Raw genomic sequence first — 17,479 nt, 5'->3', positions numbered from 1 at the left:
CCAGTATCGTGATCTTCTACTTCGTTTTTTCTTGGCTCGCGGCACAGGAAGCGCGGTAAACGAGTGGTTATACGAATCACTTCACTTTGCATTTACCGACAGAAGTAAATCGCGAATTCATCCTGTCTCTTAGAGCGGTTTCCCTGCGCGCCGTCGTGCCGGCGCCCTCGGTCGACGCGCCGGCGCCATCGCCCGCACCGGACGCCGCGCTTCCCTCCGCGCCCCCTTCCGCGCCCGACGGCGGCCGGACCGCGGTGCGGGCCGCCATCGCCGAGGCCGACACCGCGCTGACGCGGATCTTCGACCTCGGCCGCGCCGGCCGCGCCCCGGCCCCGGCGATGGCGGCGGCGGGCGCGGACCTCGTGGTCGGCGCCCTCAACAAGGCCGACATCCGCGGCTGGCTCGACGTGGTCTGGCGCTTCGACGACGCGACGCACCAGCACTGCCTGCTAGTGGCCGGCCTCGCGGCGGGCTTTGCCCGGCAGCTCGGCCTGCGCACGCAGGATTGCCGCGACCTGACCCAGGCCGCGCTGCTGCACGACCTCGGCAAGGCCCGCATCCCGCTGGCGATCCTCAACAAGCCGGCCCGCCTCGACGAGGCCGAGATGGCGGTGATGCGGACCCATCCGGTGCTGGGCATCGAGATGCTGCAGGGCCAGGACTACCCGGCGGCGATGCTTGCGGTGGTGCGCTCCCACCACGAGGCGCTCGACGGCTCGGGCTATCCGGACGGGCTGACCGCGCGGCAGATCCCCGACCTCGTGCGCCTGATCACGGTCTGCGACATCTACGGGGCGCTGATCGAGCGGCGGCCCTACAAGCGCCCGCTCTCGGGCGAGGCCGCCTACGACCTCCTCCGCGGCATGACCGGCAAGGTCGACCCGGACCTCGTCAACGCCTTCAAGCCGATCGCGGAAGCGGTCGGCAGCACCATCGCCAGCGCGAGCGCCGCCTGACGTCTCTGCCCCGGGCGAACCGATCGACGCGGATCGCGTCGGCTCGACCTGCACGATGCGTGAGTGCATTGGGCCGGCGAGGGAAGGCCCCGCGCCGCGTCCGGTCGCGCGACAGGCGGCGTGAGCCCGCGCGATCGCCCGACGGACAACGTCAGGCATGACGCTTGGCCCCGGCCACGCACAGGACGACCACGGCGGTGGCGAGCAGCATGCCCGGCGCCACGGGCTCGTGCAGCAGGAGGCCGGCCAGCGCCAGGCCGAGGAACGGCTGCAGCAGCTGGAGCTGGCCGACGCCGGCGATGCCGCCGAGCGCCAGCCCGCGATACCAGAACACGAAGCCGACGAGCATGCTGAACACCGAGACGTAGGCGAGCGCCGCCCAGGCCGGCCAGCCGACGTCCCACGCCTCCGGCAGGGTCGCGAGCGCCAGCGCGAGGGTGACGGGCAGCGACAGCACCAGCGCCCAGGAAATGACCTGCCAGCCGCCGAGCCGGCGCGACAGCGCGGCCCCCTCGGCGTAGCCGAGGCCGCAGAGCAGGATCGCGGCCAGCATCGACAGGTCGCCGGCGAGCGACCCGGCCCCGCCCTGCGCCAGGGCGAAGCCCGCGACCGCGAGGCCGCCGAGGCCGGAGAACAGCCAGAAGGCGGGCCTGGGCCGCTCGCCGTCGCGCAGCACGCCGAACACGGCCGTCGCCAGCGGCAGCAGGCCGAGGAAGACGATGGAATGGGCCGCCGTGACGTGCCGGAGCGCCAGCGCGGTGAGCAGCGGGAACCCGATCACCACGCCGAGCCCGACGATCGCCAGCGGGCCGAGGTCGCGCCGCAGCGGCCGCGGCGCGCGCAACGCCAGCAGCAGCCCCGCCCCGAGCAGCCCCGCGATCGCGGCGCGGGCCGCGGTGAGGAACAGCGGCGCGAAGCCGGCCACCGCCACCCACGTCGCCGGCAGCGAGGCGCTGAAGATGAGGATGCCGAGGAGCCCGCTGCCCCAGCCCGCATGAGTCGCCCGGGCCGGGATCGTCGATGTCGAATTCGTCGGTTTGAGGATCGTCCGCATCGCGTTCGCCGTCCCGCCGGCCGCTCCGGCTGCGCCCGCGCCTTGACAACCACCGCCGCCCCATGCCGTCAAATGCCCGAAACCTCGCTTTTCATGCGAATCGGGCATGATGAACCCCGCCCATCTCGACCTGTTCCGCGCGGTGCTGCGCCATGGCGGCATGACGCGGGCGGCCGAGGCGCTCGGCATCGGACAGCCGCACGTGAGCCGCGCGGTCGCGCAGCTCGAGCGCGCCCTCGGCTTCCCGCTGTTCCTGCGCGGGCACGGCAGCGCGGTGCCGACCGCGGAGGGCGAGGCCTTCGCCCGCGAGGTGGAGCGCACCTATGCCGGGCTCGACCACCTGCGCGAGGCCGCCCGCCGCATCCGCGAGATGGGCACCGGGCCGCTGCGCATCGCCTGCCAGCCGTCGCTCGTCGCCCGCCTGCTGCCGCGGGCGATCGGCCGCCTCCGGGCGGCGCATCCCGAAGCCCGGGTGGCGGTGCACGTGCCGGCGCCGGACACGATCTGGTCCTGGGCCGCCTCCGGCCAGTGCGATCTCGGCCTGGTGCGCCCGCGCTCCGGCCATGCGGGGGTGATCGCCGAGCCGTTCCTGACGGTCGACGCGGTCTGCGCCCTGCCCCGGCGCCATCCGCTGGCGGGCGGGCGCGCGATCACGGTCCAGGACCTCGCCGACGTGCCGCTGATCGCCGGCGCGCCCGGCGACTTCCAGCAGGCGGTGGAGGCGGCGTTCCGCGACGCCGGCCTGGCGCCGCGCTTCGGCCCGACGGCGCAGTACACCGCCGCCCGCTGCGGCCTCGTCGCCGAGGGTCTGGGGCTGGCCATCGTCGACCCGGTCGCCGCCCGCGACCTCGCCCTGCCGATCGTGCTGCGCCCCTTCCGCCCCCGCATGCCGATCGCGACCCTGCTGATCCGCCCGGCGAAGCCGCCGGGCCTCCTGGCGGAACGCCTGATCGGCTTCCTGCACGCGGCGCGCGACGCGGACGGCTTCTCGGCGGGATGAGGGAGATGCGTGGTTCCGGGATGCCGTCCGACCGGGCCTCCCCCGCGCCAAAACCCCGTTGCCCTCGCCCGCGGGTCCGTGGGAGAGCGGAATCCCTTCCGCGATCACGGGTCTCGCGCGATCTCCTCCTCCTCCGCCACCCTCCTCGGCTGCGGCGCGATCCTGCTGTGGTCGCTGCTGGCGCTGTTCACCGCGGCGTCGGGGGCGGTGCCGCCGTTCCAGCTCGCGGCGATGACGTTCGCGCTCGGCGGCCTCGTCGGCTGCGCGAGCTGGCTGTCGCGCCGGGGCGGGATCGCCGCCGGCCTCGCGTCCCTGCGCCAGCCCTGGCCGGTCTGGGCGCTCGGGGTCGGCGGGCTGTTCGGCTACCACGCCCTGTACTTCGCCGCCCTGCGGCTGGCGCCGCCGGCCGAGGCCGGGCTGATCAACTATCTCTGGCCGCTGCTGATCGTGCTGTTCTCGGCGCGGCTCCCCGGCGCCGGCGGGCTGCGGCCCGGCCACCTCCTCGGCGCGGTGCTCGGGCTCGCCGGCGTGGTGGCGCTGTTCCTCGGCCGCGGCGACCTTCGCGGCGCCGCTGCGGGCTTCCTCTCGGACGCGGCCTTGCCGGGCTATGCGGCCTCGCTCGCCGCGGCCTTCGTCTGGGCGGGCTACTCGGTGCTGTCGCGCCGGGTCGGCGCGGTGCCGACGGATGCGGTCGCCGGCTTCTGCCTCGCCACCGCCGCGCTCAGCCTCGCCTGCCACCGCGCCTGGGAGGTGACGGCGTGGCCGGCGGGCGCGCTGCAATGGGGCGCCGTCGCGGCCCTCGGCCTCGGCCCGGTCGGGGCGGCGTTCTACCTGTGGGACATCGGCTGCAAGCGCGGCGACATCCGCCTGCTCGGCGTCGCGGCCTACGCCGCGCCGGTGCTCTCGACGCTGATCCTCGTCGCCGCGGGCTACGCCGCCGCGACCCCGGTGCTCGGCCTCGCCTGCGCGCTCATCGTCGCCGGGGCGCTCGTCGCGCTGCGGGCCTCGCGCCGCGGGGCGTGAGCGGGAGCGGCGTCGCGTCCGCATCGACGATCCGCGGCGCCGCCTCCCCTCTCCCGGCCCGCGGGGCGATGGGCGAGGGGATGCGCGGCCGTCGTCTCGGCGGCCCGGCCCGGACGCGCCCGGGTCACCGCGGCGTCGGGCGCCAGTCGGGCGGGGCCATCTCGAAGCCGGCGAAGTCGAAGGCGGGGGAGACCGTGCAGCCGACCAGCGTCCAGGCGCCGAGGCTGGTCGCCGTCTGCCAATGGCCCTCGGGGACCACCAGCTGCGGCCGCTGCCCGCGCGCCAGGTCCGGGCCGAGATGGTGGGCGGCGGCGTCGTGGCCGTTCGGGCTCACGGTCAGCACCAGCGGCGCGCCGGCGTGCCAGTGCCAGATCTCGGCGGCGTCGACGCGGTGCCAGGCCGAGACCTCGCCGACGTCGAGCAGGTAGTAGATCGCGCTGCCGACCGAGCGGCCCGCGACCAGGCGCGGATCGCGGAAGGTCTCGCGGTAATGCCCGCCCTCCGGGTGGGGCCGAAGCCCGAGCGCCGCGATCACCCCGGCCGCCGTCATCTCCGCCATGGTTCCTCGCATCCTTCGATCAGGCTCGGTCCGGGGACCGTGGTGGCACATTCAGCACGCGCTTGCCTCGGCCGAAAAGGCTGTCGCACCCGCGCCTCGTGCCGGCGAGGCGCGGATCCCCTCTCCCGTTCGGGAGAGGGACAGGGCGAGGGGACAGGTCTTTCCGGCGAGGTCGCACCCCTCACCCCAACCCTCTCCCGGACGGGAGAGGGGGCCGTCCTGCACCGCGAACGAGCCATCCGGGGCCGTCCTGCGGAGATGCGCGCACGACAACCCGCGTCAGGCGCGGGAAGAACGCGGCGAGCCTCCGCCAGAACCCCGCGCCTACTCGGCGATGGCGCCCTGCGGGACGTGGAAGCCGGGCGGGGCCTTCGGGGCCGCATCCTTGCGCGGCGCGGGTTTCGCCGGCCTCCGCGCGGCCGCTTTCGCCGGTTCCTGGCCGGCGCCGCTCGGGTCGGGCGCGCCGTCCGCCGGCCCGGCCTCGAGAGCGTTGCCCTGCGCGTTCCCCTTGGCGTTGCCCTTGGCGTTCCCCCTGCCCGCCCCCTTGCTCGCCCCTTGGCCGTTCCCCTTGGTCCCGCGTGCGACCACCGGCGGCGCGGCGACGGCGGGCGGGTCGATGCAGGCGCGGAAGGCGAGCGCGGCCAGCGGGGTGCCGTCCTCGGCCACGATCGGCAGCGGGTCGGGCAGGTCCGGCAGGCCGTTCTCCCAGCGGATCGGGGCGCCGAGCTGGGTTTCGAGGGCGGCGGGGGCGGGCCCGCGGCGCAGCGCCGTCAGGTCCGGCCCGTAGGCGGTGGCGGGCTTGGCCGCGATCACCACCTGCAGCACCTGGCTGGTTTCCGGCGTCAGCGGCCGCAGCGGGTTCGCGATGCTGGCGCGGCCGATCCGCGTCACCACCACGTCGAAGCCCTTGGCGCCCTCGAAGCGCGCCGCCCGCGCGCCGCAGGGTTGCAGCACCGCGAGGTCGGCGGCCGGCGTCGGCGGGGCCGGCTCGGGAGCGGGGGCAGGGACGGGCGCAGGGGCGGCCGGCACGGGCGGCGCGACTTGCGCCTGGGCCGGCGCCGCGGCGAGCCCGGCGGCCAGCAGCGCGAGCAGAAAGGTCCTCATCGCGGGTCGCCCTCCGTGCGATCGGGCCGGGCCAGGCGCGGCGCCTCCCGGCTCTCCGCCCGGATCGGCTCGAGGTCGAGCACCGCGCCGGAGCGGTCGATCGGGCTCGCGGTCGGGCCGATCTCGGCCAGCAGCAGCGCCTCGTCGGCGGCGTCGTGCTCGCTGTCGAGGCGCAGCGGTTCGCGCCGGCCGCGCGCGAGCAGCCGGAGCACCACCGTGCCGGCCACCGCGCAGGCCGCGACGGCCGCCAGGATCAGGAGCGTTTCCATTGCCCCGCAGCGTTAGCGCAAGCGGAGGCCGCATGCACCCCGGGGCACGCCTGCGACCGCACGCGGCTGGGATCCGCGGCGAGACCTTGGCCGGAGCGGAACGGTCCTTGCCTCTCCGGCCCCGGGCCGCCGGCGCCTTGCACGCGCCGGGCGTCCCCGCCAAAAGCCGCCTGCCCCCGTCCTGCCGGAGCCTGACCGATGCGAACGCACGCCCATCGCGACCCGGAGGAGCTCGAAGGCCATCTCGTCGGGCTGATCGAGGCCTCGCGCGAGCAGGCGAGCGAGGATCCGTTCCGCAACCCCGTGCTGGCGGTGACGCTGGCGATCACCCGCCGGTTCGACCGGGACGAGATCGGCGAGGCCGACCTCGACGCGCTGTTCGTGCGCCTGCGGGCGCAGGCGCTGGCCGACCGCGCGGCGCGGCTGCGCGCCTACGTCGGCATCGAGGACCATCCCGATGCCGACGCGGCGATGCCGGCGCGCCTCGTCGCGGCGGTGCCCGACCGGCCCGGCGCCTTCGAGAGCTTCCGCGACCGGATCGCGCGCACCGCCTTCGCCGTGGTGTTCACCGCGCACCCGACCTTCGGCATGCCGAAGGCGGTGGCGGCCCTGCTCGCCGAGGCCGCGAGCCTCGACGACCCGGATGCGCGCGCGCCCCTGATCGAGAAGGCCGCCCGGCTCTCGACCCGGCCGGACGCGCCGATCACCCTCGACGGCGAGTTCGAGCAGGCCTGCGTGGCCGCCAACCACGGCCGCGAGGCGGTGGACGCGTTCAACGGCGCGCTGCTCGACGCCGCGCAGAGGCGCTGGCCCGACCGCTGGACCGAGTTGGTGCCGAAGCCCTTCGCCATCGCCAGCTGGGTCGGCTGCGACACCGACGGGCGCACCGACATCGGCTGGTGGGACACCCTGCGCTACCGCCTCGAATCCAAGCGCATGCAGCTCGACCGGGTGATGCGCCACCTCCCCGCCATCCCCGCCGCGAACGTGGTGCGGACGCTCGCTGAGCAGGCGCTGGCCGCCGTCAACCGCCAGCTCGCGGTGGCGCCGCGGCTCGGCGACAAGCCCTCGCTCGAGGCGGTGCACCGCTTCGCGCTGGCGCTGATCATCGAGCGCGAGCGGGCGCAGACCGATTCCGGCGCGCTGCTGGCCGGGCTCGCCGGCGCCGTCACCGCGGCCGAGACGGACGCCGACCGGCGCAGGATCGCGGTCCTGCGCTCGGGCATCGCCACGCACGGGCTCTCGAACGCGCTGCCGCATTTCCGGCTCAACGCCAGCCAGATCCACAACGCGGTCCGCCGGGTCATCGACCTCGAAGGCGAGCCGGCCGACGCCGCCCAGCGCCGCTCGCACCTCTCGGCGATCCACACGCTGCTCAACGACGTGCAGCCGGTGGCGGTGGATTTCGGCGCGCTCGCCGCCGAGCGCGCCTCCGCCGCCCGGCTGATGATGACGATCGCGCAGATCCTCAAGCACGTCGACGGCACGCACCCGGTGCGCTTCCTCATCGCCGAGACCGAGACCGGCTACACGCTGCTGGCCGCGCTCTGGCTCGCGCGCCATTACGGCATCGCCGACAAGCTCGAGATCACGCCGCTGTTCGAGACGGCGAGCGCCCTGGAGCAGGGCATCCGGGTGCTCGACGATGCGCTGCGCAACCCGCACTGGCGGCGCTACCTCAAGCGCATCGGCCGCCTCACCGTGCAGTTCGGCTATTCCGATTCCGGGCGCTACGTCGGCCAGCTCGCCGCCACCTTCTGGATCGAGCGGCTGCGCCTGCGCATCACCGAGATGCTGGTCTCGAACGGGCTCGCCGACGTCGAGCTGGCGATCTTCGACACCCACGGCGAATCGATCGGCCGCGGCGCCCACCCGACCTCCCTGCGCGACCGCCTCGCCTACCTCGCCCCCGAGGATGCGCGCGCGCGCAACCAGAAGGCCGGGATCAAGGTCCGCCTCGAATCGAGCTTCCAGGGCACCGACGGCTACCTGCTGTTCGGCTCGCAGGCGATCGCCGAGGCCTCGATCGCGCGGGTGGCCGAGCACGTCTACGCCCTCGACGTGGCCGAGGACGACGCCTTCCCCGACTACGCCCTCTCCGACCCGGCCGAGGGCGCGGACGCCGCCGACGATCCGGTCTACGCCGAGACCGACTTCGCCCTCGAGTTCTTCACCGTCGTGCGCCAGGACATGGAGGCGCTGGTCGACGATCCCGGCTACGCCGCCCTGCTCGGCACCTTCGGCCCGGGGCTGATCGACCGCACCGGCTCGCGCCCGGTGGCGCGGCAGTCGGATTCGGGCGGGCCGGCGCTGATCACCCATCCGCGCCAGATGCGGGCGATCCCCAACAACGCGATCCTGCAGCAGCTCGGCTACCTCGCCAACTCCCTGCACGGGCTCGGCCGCGCGGCGGGGCGCGCGCCCGACCTGTTCCGCGACATGCGCCGCGACTCGGTGCGGTTCTCCCGCGCCTTCCGCCTGGTCCAGCACGCGGCCTCGGTCGGCGACCTCGACGTGCTGCGCGCCTACATCGACACGCTGGACCCCGCGGTGTGGCTCGAGCGCGCCCGCCGCACCCAGAAGGACGGCCGGCGCGAGGAGCTGATCGTCATCGCCGGGGTCCTCGACCGCCTCGACCTCGCGCCGAACCTGCGCCGCCTGTTCGGGCGGCTGACCACCGACGCGCTGAGCCTGCAGGCCGCCGCCCCCGACCTGAGGAAGATGTCGGTGCGCCTCACCCTGCTCCACGCGATCCGCCTCGCGCTGATCCACCGGATCTGGTTCACCGCCGTCCACATCCCCGGCTTCCGGCCCCAGGCCGGCGTCAGCCGCGAGCAGCTGCTGGAGCGCTTCCTGCGCCTCGACATCGACGGCTGCCTGAAGCTCCTCGACGAGATCTTCCCCGTCACCCCCGACCCGACGCTCGGCCTCAACTTCGGCGAGCCGGCCGGCCCGCGCGACGTCGGCACCTACGAGGCCGAGCATTCCGGCCTGTTCCAGCCGATCGCCAAGATGTTCACCCAGGTGCGCGAGATCTCGGGGATGATCCAGCACGAGGTCGGCGCGTTCGGGTGAGGGGGCGCCACCCCCGTCATTCCGGGGCGCCGCAGGCGAGCCCGGAATCCAGAGCCGCCGAGGGTGCGGACTGAAGATCGACCTGCGGCACTGGATCCCGGGCTCCGCTGCGCGGCCCCGGGATGACGGGGCGGAGCGGCGAACGATGCGGCCAGCCCGAGCCGCAGCCGCCTCACGCTCCCGTCACCACCAGCACCGTCCCGTCGATGCCGGTCACCCGCACCCGCGCGCCGGCGGGGAGGTCCGGGCCGGTGACGCGCCAGAGGGTGTCGTCGAAGCGGATGCGGCCGGCGCCGTCCTGGATCGGCTCGGCGAGCAGGCCTTCGCGACCGACGAGGCCGCGGTCGGCGCGGTTGAGGGTCGGGACGTGGTCGCGGCCGAGGCGGCGGGCGATGAGCACCGCGGCGACGGCGAGCCCGGAAAACAGCAGCAGCTGCGCCTGCCACGGCAGGGGCACGAGCGCCGCGACGAGGCCGGTGGCGAGCCCAGCGAGCCCGAGCCAGATCAGGAAGATGCCGGGTGCCACCAGCTCGAGCCCGGCCAGCGCCAGGCCGGCGAGGATCCAGGCCCAGGCCGGACCCAGATCCGCGAAGGCGTTCGCCAAGATTTGAGACCAGGCGCCGGAGAAGCTCACGTCCGCGGCACCCCGACGCTGGGCGGCGCACCGGAGCGTGGGCGCGCGGGCGCCGCGCCCTCCCCGAACACCGACTTCGTGATCTCGGCGATGCCGCCCAGCGTCCCGGCGAGCGCCGCCGCCTCGATCGGCACCACGACGACCCGCTGGTTCGGGGCGGTGGCGATGGCGCGCACCGCCTCGACGTACTTCTCGGCCACCAGGAAGTTCGCCGCCGCGATGTCGCCCGCGGCGATCGCGGCGCTGATCATGCCCGTGGCCTTCGCCTCGGCCTCGGCCGAGCGCTCGCGGGCCTCGGCATCGCGGAAGGCGGCCTCCTTGCGGCCTTCCGCCTCCAGGATCGCCGACTGCTTGCGCCCCTCGGCGCGCAGGATGTCGGCCTGGCGGTGGCCTTCCGCCTCCAGCACCGAGGCGCGCTTCTCGCGCTCGGCCTTCATCTGCCGGGCCATGGCGCCGGCCAGGTCCGCCGGCGGCACGATGTCCTTGATCTCGATGCGGGTCATCTTCACCCCCCAGGGCGAGGCGGCGGCGTCCATCACCCTGAGCAGCCGCTCGTTGATCTCGTCCCGGTGCGAGAGCAGCTGGTCGAGGTCCATCGAGCCGACCACGGTGCGGATGTTGGTCATCGTCAGGGTGCGCGTCGCCACGTCGAGGTTTGAGATCTCGTAGGAAGCGCGGGCGGCGTCGAGCACCTGGTAGAACACCACCGCGTCGATGGTGACGCCGGCATTGTCGCGGGTGAAGGCCTCCTGGCTCGGCACCTCGATCACCTGCTCCATCACGTTGACGCGGCGCCCGATGCGCTCGACGAACGGGGTGATCAGCCCGAGCCCGGATTCGAGGGTGCGGGCGTAGCGGCCGAAGCGCTCGACGGTGAAGACGTAGCCCTGCGGCACGATGTTGATGCCGGCCGCCAGCGTCACGACCACGAGGATCGCCGCCACGACCGCGAAGGTGCTCAGGCCGATCGAGAGACTCATCGCCATCCCCGCAAGGCGCCGACGCGGCGCGCCGGCATCCTAGCGCAGCCGGGGGCGACGGCGCGAACGGGCGCCGCTCGTCCTCGCAGGGGCGGCGCCTCCCCACATCGCCCGGCTGGCGCGGGTCCGGGCGACGCGTCCGTCCCGTGCGGCTTGGAGCGTGTTTTGCGCGATCACCGGATCGCGGAAACACGCTTCCTCGCCTCGTGGGATGGCGTTGCCTTCACGCGAGCCGGCGTCCACCTCGCGCGACGCTGCTCTAGCGCTTCCACACCCCGATGCGCTCGGTGCGGGCGTGGTCCTCGGCGGCGACGAGCTCGGGGGAGGCCTCGGGCGAGGCGCGGCCGCCTCCGTTGAACAGGACCACCTCGGAGAGGTCGCGGCCCTCGACGGTGCAGGATACGTTCTCGCTGCCGGGCACCGGCGTGCAGGTGATCGGCCGGCCGGCGAGGTACTTGGTGAGCTCGTCCGCCTGCCCGCCGCGCACCCACTCGACGCCGAACAGGTGCATCAGCTTGCCGGCGACGCGCACGGTCGCGGTGTCGATGACCTCGGCCTTGCCGCTGATCGCGTTGGCGGCGGGCGGCGCCGGCGGCTCGGGCAGGCCGACCGTGTCGCCGGTCTCGGGCGGCGGCGTCACCGGATCGGGCGCGGGCGCGGCCGGCGCGGGTTTCTCGGCGCCGGCCCGCGTCGCACGCTGGGCCGGGCTCTCGTTCTCGGGCGCACGGTTGCCGACGACGAGGCCGGCCGCCAGCACCGCGAGCAGGGCCGCCGCGGTGCCGCCGGCCAGCCAGCGCCGGTGCTGGCGCACGGATTCGCCCTCGCCCTGCCAGTCCCGCAGGCGCGCGGCGACGCGGCCGACCCCGTCCCGGGCCGAAGCCCCGACCCGCGACGCCTGCTCGCGCCAAGCGGGATCGCGGGACGCCTGATCGGGGGATGCCGGATCGCGCGAGGCCGGCTGGGGGGCCGCGCCGGCCGTCGTCTCGGCGGCTCTGTTCGCCGCCGCCGCGTGCCGCGCGGCGAGCCAGGCGGCCATCCCCGCCCGGACGCCGGAGACGCGGTCGGCGGCGGATTCGGCGAGCGCCCGGCCCTGCTCGGTCGAGCGCTCGGCCAGCGCCCGGGCGCGCTCGGAGCCGGTCTCGACGAGGCGGGCGGTGGCGGCGCGCATCTCGGCGGCGCCGGCCAGCAACGAGGCGTCCTTGGCGTCCTTGGCCGCCTCGGGCTCGGGCTCGGCCGGCACGGTCGCCGGCGGCCGGAACAGCGCCGGGTGCCGGGCCTGGATCTCGTCGACGAGCTCGGCGAGCGTCAGCGGCGCGTCCGACCCGGCATGACGGCGCGGGCGGCCGTGGCGGTCGACGACGCGATGGCCCGGCGGCGCTTCGGACGGCTCGACCGCCGCCTCGGCGAGGAGCTGCAGCGTGCGCAGGGCCACCGGCTTCGGGTTGCGGCGCGCGATCTCGGCCTCGACCGCGCCGCGCAGGGCCGCGCGCCCGGGGCCGGCGAGCGCCGGGCGCGCCGTCGCGGCCTCGGCTTCCGCATCCGGGGGCGTCGTGGCCGATGTTCCGGTGGCCGGTGGTTTCGTGGCCGAGGCTGTCATGGCGTGTCGTCTAGCCGTTGGCGCCGGCTCCGGGAAGCGCGCCGACCGTGGCGCCGCGGCGCAGCACCCGGCTCGATTCGGAGACGATCACCGGCCGGCCGCCGGCGAAGCTCACCTCGAGCACCAGCTCGGCGACCCCTTGCGAGCGCGCGCCGCGGGCCGGGTTGCCGGCCCGGAAGTCGACGAGGGTGCGCACGACGCAGCTCTGCAGCGCCGCATTGCAGGCGGTGCGGGTGTCGTGCGGCTCGTAGCGCCGCTCGGGCCAGCGCTGCGCGAAGCGGCGCTTCTCGGCGAGCAGGGCCGCGAACGTCGTCATCCGCCCGTGGAAGCGCAGGCGCTCGCCGTAGAAGCGCGACGCGCCCGAGACCATGGCGCCGTTCGATCCGGAGAAGGAGGCGAGGTAATCCTCGGCCAGGCCCTGGGCCTGCCCGGCCCAGTCGGCGAAGCGCGGGTCGGCCGCCGCCTCGCGTGCGCCGGAGGGAATCCGCGGCGCGACGGTCAGCGCGTCGGCGGCCGGCGTGTCCGAGAGCCGCCGCGCCGAGCGACGGCGCAGGCGCGGCCGCTCGGCGCGCCGGCTCGGCCCCCCCATGGCGGCCCCGTCGCGCTCGGTCTCCGCGAAGGCGGGCGCCGGGCTCGCCGCGTTCCCGCTGGGCTGCGCCGTCTCGCGATCCGGCTTCGCATTCCGATCGGTGCCGGCCGCGGTCTCGGAGGCCGGCCGCGTCGACTCCCGTGCTGGGGGCTGTTGCGCTTGCGGCTGCGACTGCGGCTCGGCCTTGGGCGCCGGCGTGCCGGGCGCGACCTTCGCCGGCGGATCGACCCAGGCCGGAGGCGTCTGCGCCTGCGCTGCGCCGGCGGCGAGCATCAGGCCGAGCGCGAGCGTGGAACGCCGGGCGCCGAAGCGCGGGAGATCAGAGCACATGGGATCACCGGATGGTGGCCGAACGTCGAACGGGGCGTTTTAGAACGGCCGAGGTTAACGCAAGCGGGTGGGCGGCTGGTTCCGTCGGACCGGCACGCCGTCGCGGATCGACCGCCTTCGGCATCGACGGGTCGCGCGAATCGCGTCCGGTGCCGGCGGACGCCCGCGATTGCGCCGGCCGATCGGGAGCGCAAGACCGCGCCAAGACCACGCCAAGCACGCGCGCGTCCCCTCCCCGACGGACGCGCAGTCCGCCCGGTGGACCCGGTCGCTCGAGGCACCCGGCCGGGCCGGGCCGAAGGCTTCGGTCCTGATCGATGCGAGCGGAAGACCGTCCAAGCCGCGGAAACCGCCGCCCCGGCCCATGGGAAGCGCGCGATTGCGCGGGCGCCGGGGTTGAGATCGATCGACCGGTACGCCACCTAGGCCGTATTCCGGGTCCGGGCCCCTCTGGCGGTCGAGGCGTCGACCGCGATGTCGGATCTCTGCCACGCCGTCGCCCCCGCGCCCCCGCGGGTGGGACGAACGCGCCGAAGGGCTGCCGCTTGTCCGATTCGCAAACTCGATCCGGGATGCCGGAGGTTTTCCGGTGAGCGCGGGCGTTCCTCCCCATGACGGTGCAGCGGGCCGCCGCAGGGCGCTGCTGCTGTGCAACCCGAAGGCCCGCAACGGCGGCGGCGCGATCGACGCCGTGCGCGACGCGCTGCGCGCGGGCGGGCTCGACCTGGTCGAGCCGGAGCCCGAGCGCGATGGTTGCGCGGTGATCCGGCGGCACGCGCAGGACGTCGACCTCGTGATCCTCGGCGGCGGCGACGGCACCATGAACGCGGCGGCACCCGCCCTGGTCGAGACCGGGCTGCCGTTGGGCATCCTGCCGCTCGGCACCGCCAACGACCTCGCCCGCTCCCTCGGCCTGCCGCTCGACCCGGTGGCGGCCGCGGAGCTGATCACCACGGCGGCGGCGCAGCCGGTCGATCTCGGCTGGGTCAACGGGCACTACTTCTTCAACGTGGCGAGCATCGGCTTCTCGGCGGATCTGGCCGGCGGGCTCACCGCCGAATCGAAGAAGAAATGGGGCACGGTCGGCTACGCCATCGCCGCCTTCCGGGTGCTGCGCCGGGTGCGGCCCTTCACGGTGACGATCGAGCACGACGGAAAGCGCGAGCGCGTCACCACGATCCAGGCCTCGGTCGGCAACGGGCGCCACTACGGCGGCGGCATGACGGTGGAGGAGACCGCCACCGTCGACGACGGCAAGCTCGACTTCTACTCGCTCGAGGTGAAGCACTGGTGGCGGCTGCTCGCGCTGCTGCCGGCGCTCCGCCGCGGCACCCATGGCAGGGCCGAGGACGTGCGCGCCTTCCAGACCACCGAGGTGGTGCTGAGCACGCGCAAGCCGCGGGCCGTCAACACCGACGGCGAGCTCACCACCCACACCCCGGCGCATTTCAAGGTCTTCCCGAAGATCCTGAGGATCTACGCGCCGGATGCCGCCCGCCGGCCGGGCACCGCGAACCGGCTCTCGCCGCGCTGAGGCGCGCGCGCTTCGAGGGAGGGGCCCGATGGACCATCTCGTTCAGCTCGCCGCCGACCCGACGGTGTGGGCCGCGCTCGCGACCCTCGTGGTGATGGAGGTGGTGCTCGGGATCGACAACCTGATCTTCATCTCGATCCTGACGAACAAGCTGCCGCCCGAGCACCAGGCGCAGGCGCGCCGCATCGGCATCGGGCTCGCCCTGGTGCTGCGACTCGGGCTGCTCGGCACGGTCGCCTTCATCGTGCAGCTGACGAGCCCGGTCTTCCAGGTCGCCGGCCACGCCTTCTCCTGGCGCGACCTGATCCTGCTCGCCGGCGGCCTGTTCCTGCTGTGGAAGGCCACCAGCGAGATCCATCACAGCGTCGACCCGCCGCCGGAGAAGGCGACGGGCGCCGCGTCGCTCGGCTTCGCCGCGGCGATCGGCCAGATCCTGCTGCTCGACCTCGTCTTCTCGATCGACTCGATCATCACCGCGGTGGGCATGACCGAGCACGTGCCGGTGATGATGATCGCCGTGATCGTGGCGGTGATCGTGATGCTGGTGGCCGCCGAGCCGCTCTCGGCCTTCATCGCCCGGAACCCGACCGTGGTGATGCTGGCGCTCGGCTTCCTGATCATGATCGGCATGACGCTGATCGCCGAAGGCTTCGGGGCGCACGTGCCGAAGGGCTACATCTACACCGCGATGGCGTTCTCGGCCGGCGTCGAGGGGCTGAACATGCTGGTGCGGCGGCGGCGACGAACCTGAGCGGCGGAGCGGTTTCTCCCTCCCCCCTCTGCGGGGGAGGGTGGCCCGCGAAGCGGGTCGGGAGAGGGGAGCGCGCTATCCGGAGAGGTCGCTCCCCTCTCCCGACCCTCGCTCACGCGAGGCCCACCCTCCCCCGCTTAAGGGGGGAGGGAAGAGGTACGGAGCATATGAAAAAGGCCCCGATCCAAGGATCGGGGCCTTCTTTTTCGTCCGAAGGCCCGAAAACGCTCAGGTGTTCATCGAGTCGAAGAAGTCGCCGTTGCTCTTGGTCTGGCGCAGCTTGTCCATCAGGAACTCGATCGCGTCGGTGACGCCCATCGGGTTGAGGATGCGGCGCAGCACGTAGGTCTTCTTGAGCGCGTCCGGGGGAACCAGCAGCTCCTCCTTGCGGGTGCCCGAGCGGGTGATGTCGATCGCCGGGAAGATGCGCTTGTCCGAGACCTTGCGGTCCAGGATGATCTCGGAGTTGCCGGTGCCCTTGAACTCCTCGAAGATCACCTCGTCCATGCGCGAGCCGGTGTCGATCAGCGCGGTGGCGATGATCGAGAGCGAGCCGCCCTCCTCGATGTTGCGGGCCGCGCCGAAGAAGCGCTTCGGGCGCTGCAGCGCGTTGGCGTCGACGCCGCCGGTGAGCACCTTGCCCGACGACGGCACCACGGTGTTGTAGGCGCGCCCGAGGCGGGTGATCGAATCCAGCAGGATGACCACGTCGCGGCCGTGCTCGACCAGGCGCTTGGCCTTCTCGATCACCATCTCGGCGACCTGCACGTGGCGGGTGGCCGGCTCGTCGAAGGTCGAGGCGATGACCTCGCCCTTCACCGAGCGGATCATGTCGGTGACCTCCTCCGGCCGCTCGTCGATGAGCAGCACGATGAGGTAGCATTCCGGGTGGTTGATGGTGATCGACTGCGCGATGTTCTGCATCAGCACGGTCTTGCCGGTGCGCGGCGGCGCGACGATCAGCGCGCGCTGGCCCTTGCCGATGGGGGCGACGATGTCGATGATGCGGGGCGAGAAGTCCTTCTTCGGCGGCGCGTCGAGCTCCAGCTTGAAGCGCTGGGTCGGGAACAGCGGCGTCAGGTTGTCGAAGTGGACCTTGTGCTTGATCTTCTCCGGGTTCTCGAAGTTGATCGTGTTGACCTTGAGCAGCGCGAAGTAGCGCTCGCCGTCCTTGGGGCCGCGGATCGGGCCTTCCACCGTGTCGCCGGTGCGCAGGCCGAAGCGGCGGATCTGGGTCGGCGAGATGTAGATGTCGTCCGGGCCCGGCAGGTAGTTCGATTCCGACGAGCGCAGGAAGCCGAACCCGTCCTGCAGCACCTCGCAGGTGCCGGCGCCGATGATCTCAACCTCCTTGGCCGCGAGCTGCTTCAGGATCGCGAACATCAGCTCGGCCTTGCGCATGGTCGAGGCGTTCTCGACCTCGACCTCCTCGGCGAAGGCGATCAGGTCGGTCGGCGTCTTGGACTTGAGGTCCTGGAGCTTGACCTCGCGCATGGCGTCGAGGTCGGAGGCCGCGAGCGCGCCCTCGGTCGACGGGGTCGGGTCGGGCAAGTTCGAGTCGGGCAAGTTCGAGCCTGGGATGTCCGCGAGGGCGGAGACGTCGGACTGTTCGTTCATGGGATGTCTTGAACCGACGAAAGCGAAGGTTGAGGCAGGGAGCCTGGCAATCGGGAGAGGGCGCCGGATGTCTGGCCGCAAACGGTTGCGGCGGACCCGTGCATCGTCTGGGCGGAGCCCCGGGGGCTCACGGATGCGGCGGCGGCGCTTTTTTTAGGAGGGCAGACCACGCATATCGCGTTTTCGATGCCGGCTCAAGGGGGTGGGTTTCCGAGGCCTCGCTCCGACCGGGGGCTCGCGCGGAGCGGGCGGATCGGAGCGATGGGCGTCGCGGTCGCGGCACCCGCCGTCGTCATCCCGGGGCGCCGCGGACCTGCCCGGCATCCAGAACCGCAGGTCGCGCTGAAGATGGCGCCGTCGGCGGCTCCGGATCCCGGGCTCTGCTGCGCAGCCCCGGGATGGCAGGG

15 protein-coding genes are annotated in these 17,479 nt (G+C 73.9%); 6 read left to right on the top strand and 9 right to left on the bottom strand.

All coding sequences use genetic code 11. From position 1 onward, the window contains the following. The first annotated feature begins 155 nt into the window (after nt 1-155). Complete coding sequence (locus MKK55_RS00945) at nt 156-956, top strand: HD-GYP domain-containing protein (RefSeq protein ID WP_243932835.1); 801 nt, start codon at nt 156-158, stop codon at nt 954-956. Between the two features lie 151 nt (nt 957-1,107). On the opposite strand, the gene MKK55_RS00940 is transcribed toward MKK55_RS00945, so the two are convergent. Further along, nucleotides 1,108-2,010 carry a DMT family transporter gene (locus MKK55_RS00940; protein ID WP_243932834.1) on the bottom strand — a complete coding sequence of 301 codons (903 nt, stop codon included), beginning with the start codon at nt 2,008-2,010 and terminating at the stop codon, nt 1,108-1,110. Nucleotides 2,011-2,116: 106 nt separating this feature from the next. Here MKK55_RS00940 and MKK55_RS00935 point away from each other — a divergent pair, with 106 nt between their 5' ends. Both MKK55_RS00935 and MKK55_RS00930 read left to right on the top strand, forming a co-directional pair. Continuing rightward, a complete protein-coding gene (locus MKK55_RS00935; protein WP_243932833.1) occupies nt 2,117-3,010 on the top strand; it encodes a LysR family transcriptional regulator in 894 nt (297 codons plus the stop codon). A gap of 78 nt (nt 3,011-3,088) precedes the next feature. Continuing rightward, a complete protein-coding gene (locus MKK55_RS00930) occupies nt 3,089-4,033 on the top strand; it encodes a DMT family transporter (protein ID WP_405041657.1) in 945 nt (314 codons plus the stop codon). 124 nt (nt 4,034-4,157) lie between these two features. Here MKK55_RS00930 and MKK55_RS00925 read toward each other — a convergent pair whose 3' ends face one another. The 3 genes from MKK55_RS00925 to MKK55_RS00915 form a co-directional block, all read right to left on the bottom strand. Next, nucleotides 4,158-4,583, bottom strand: coding sequence for a cupin domain-containing protein (locus tag MKK55_RS00925; RefSeq protein ID WP_409565995.1), 426 nt, complete (start codon nt 4,581-4,583; stop codon nt 4,158-4,160). Nucleotides 4,584-4,916: 333 nt separating this feature from the next. Beyond that, the gene (locus MKK55_RS00920) at nt 4,917-5,696 is read right to left on the bottom strand and encodes a hypothetical protein (RefSeq protein WP_243932829.1); all 780 of its coding nucleotides are present in this window, start codon (nt 5,694-5,696) and stop codon (nt 4,917-4,919) included. Beyond that, nucleotides 5,693-5,965 (bottom strand): hypothetical protein, encoded by a 273-nt coding sequence (locus tag MKK55_RS00915; protein WP_147728644.1) that lies wholly within the window; start codon nt 5,963-5,965, stop codon nt 5,693-5,695. The genes MKK55_RS00920 and MKK55_RS00915 overlap by 4 nt, the downstream gene beginning before the upstream one ends. A 198-nt stretch (nt 5,966-6,163) precedes the next feature. On the opposite strand from MKK55_RS00915, the gene MKK55_RS00910 reads away from it, so the two are divergent. Next, nucleotides 6,164-9,040 carry a phosphoenolpyruvate carboxylase gene (locus tag MKK55_RS00910; RefSeq protein ID WP_243932827.1) on the top strand — a complete coding sequence of 959 codons (2,877 nt, stop codon included), beginning with the start codon at nt 6,164-6,166 and terminating at the stop codon, nt 9,038-9,040. Between the two features lie 172 nt (nt 9,041-9,212). Here the strand turns inward: MKK55_RS00910 and MKK55_RS00905 are convergent, their stop codons facing one another. From MKK55_RS00905 to MKK55_RS00890, 4 genes are all read right to left on the bottom strand, one after another. Then, a complete protein-coding gene (locus MKK55_RS00905) occupies nt 9,213-9,647 on the bottom strand; it encodes an NfeD family protein (protein WP_147728646.1) in 435 nt (144 codons plus the stop codon). A 23-nt stretch (nt 9,648-9,670) separates the two neighbouring features. Then, nucleotides 9,671-10,654 carry an SPFH domain-containing protein gene (locus MKK55_RS00900; RefSeq protein ID WP_243932826.1) on the bottom strand — a complete coding sequence of 328 codons (984 nt, stop codon included), beginning with the start codon at nt 10,652-10,654 and terminating at the stop codon, nt 9,671-9,673. A gap of 259 nt (nt 10,655-10,913) precedes the next feature. Continuing rightward, a complete protein-coding gene (locus MKK55_RS00895) occupies nt 10,914-12,251 on the bottom strand; it encodes a nuclease (RefSeq protein WP_243932825.1) in 1,338 nt (445 codons plus the stop codon). A 10-nt stretch (nt 12,252-12,261) separates the two neighbouring features. After that, the gene (locus tag MKK55_RS00890) at nt 12,262-13,170 is read right to left on the bottom strand and encodes a hypothetical protein (protein WP_243932824.1); all 909 of its coding nucleotides are present in this window, start codon (nt 13,168-13,170) and stop codon (nt 12,262-12,264) included. A 589-nt stretch (nt 13,171-13,759) separates the two neighbouring features. Between MKK55_RS00890 and MKK55_RS00885 the strand changes: the two genes are divergently transcribed. Next, nucleotides 13,760-14,704, top strand: a complete 945-nt coding sequence (locus MKK55_RS00885) for a lipid kinase (RefSeq protein WP_243932823.1) — start codon at nt 13,760-13,762, stop codon at nt 14,702-14,704. Between the two features lie 28 nt (nt 14,705-14,732). Next, entirely contained in the window at nt 14,733-15,455 is a 723-nt protein-coding gene (locus tag MKK55_RS00880; RefSeq protein ID WP_147728287.1) for a TerC family protein, read from the top strand. A gap of 228 nt (nt 15,456-15,683) precedes the next feature. Here MKK55_RS00880 and rho read toward each other — a convergent pair whose 3' ends face one another. Further along, a complete protein-coding gene (gene rho, locus MKK55_RS00875) occupies nt 15,684-16,949 on the bottom strand; it encodes a transcription termination factor Rho (protein WP_147728289.1) in 1,266 nt (421 codons plus the stop codon). Nucleotides 16,950-17,479 lie beyond the last annotated feature (530 nt).

This window comes from Methylobacterium sp. J-059 (assembly GCF_022829485.1).
Classification (GTDB): Bacteria; Pseudomonadota; Alphaproteobacteria; order Rhizobiales; family Beijerinckiaceae; genus Methylobacterium.
Note: the sequence above shows the minus strand (reverse complement) of the source record. Positions and strands in the feature narration are given on the sequence as shown.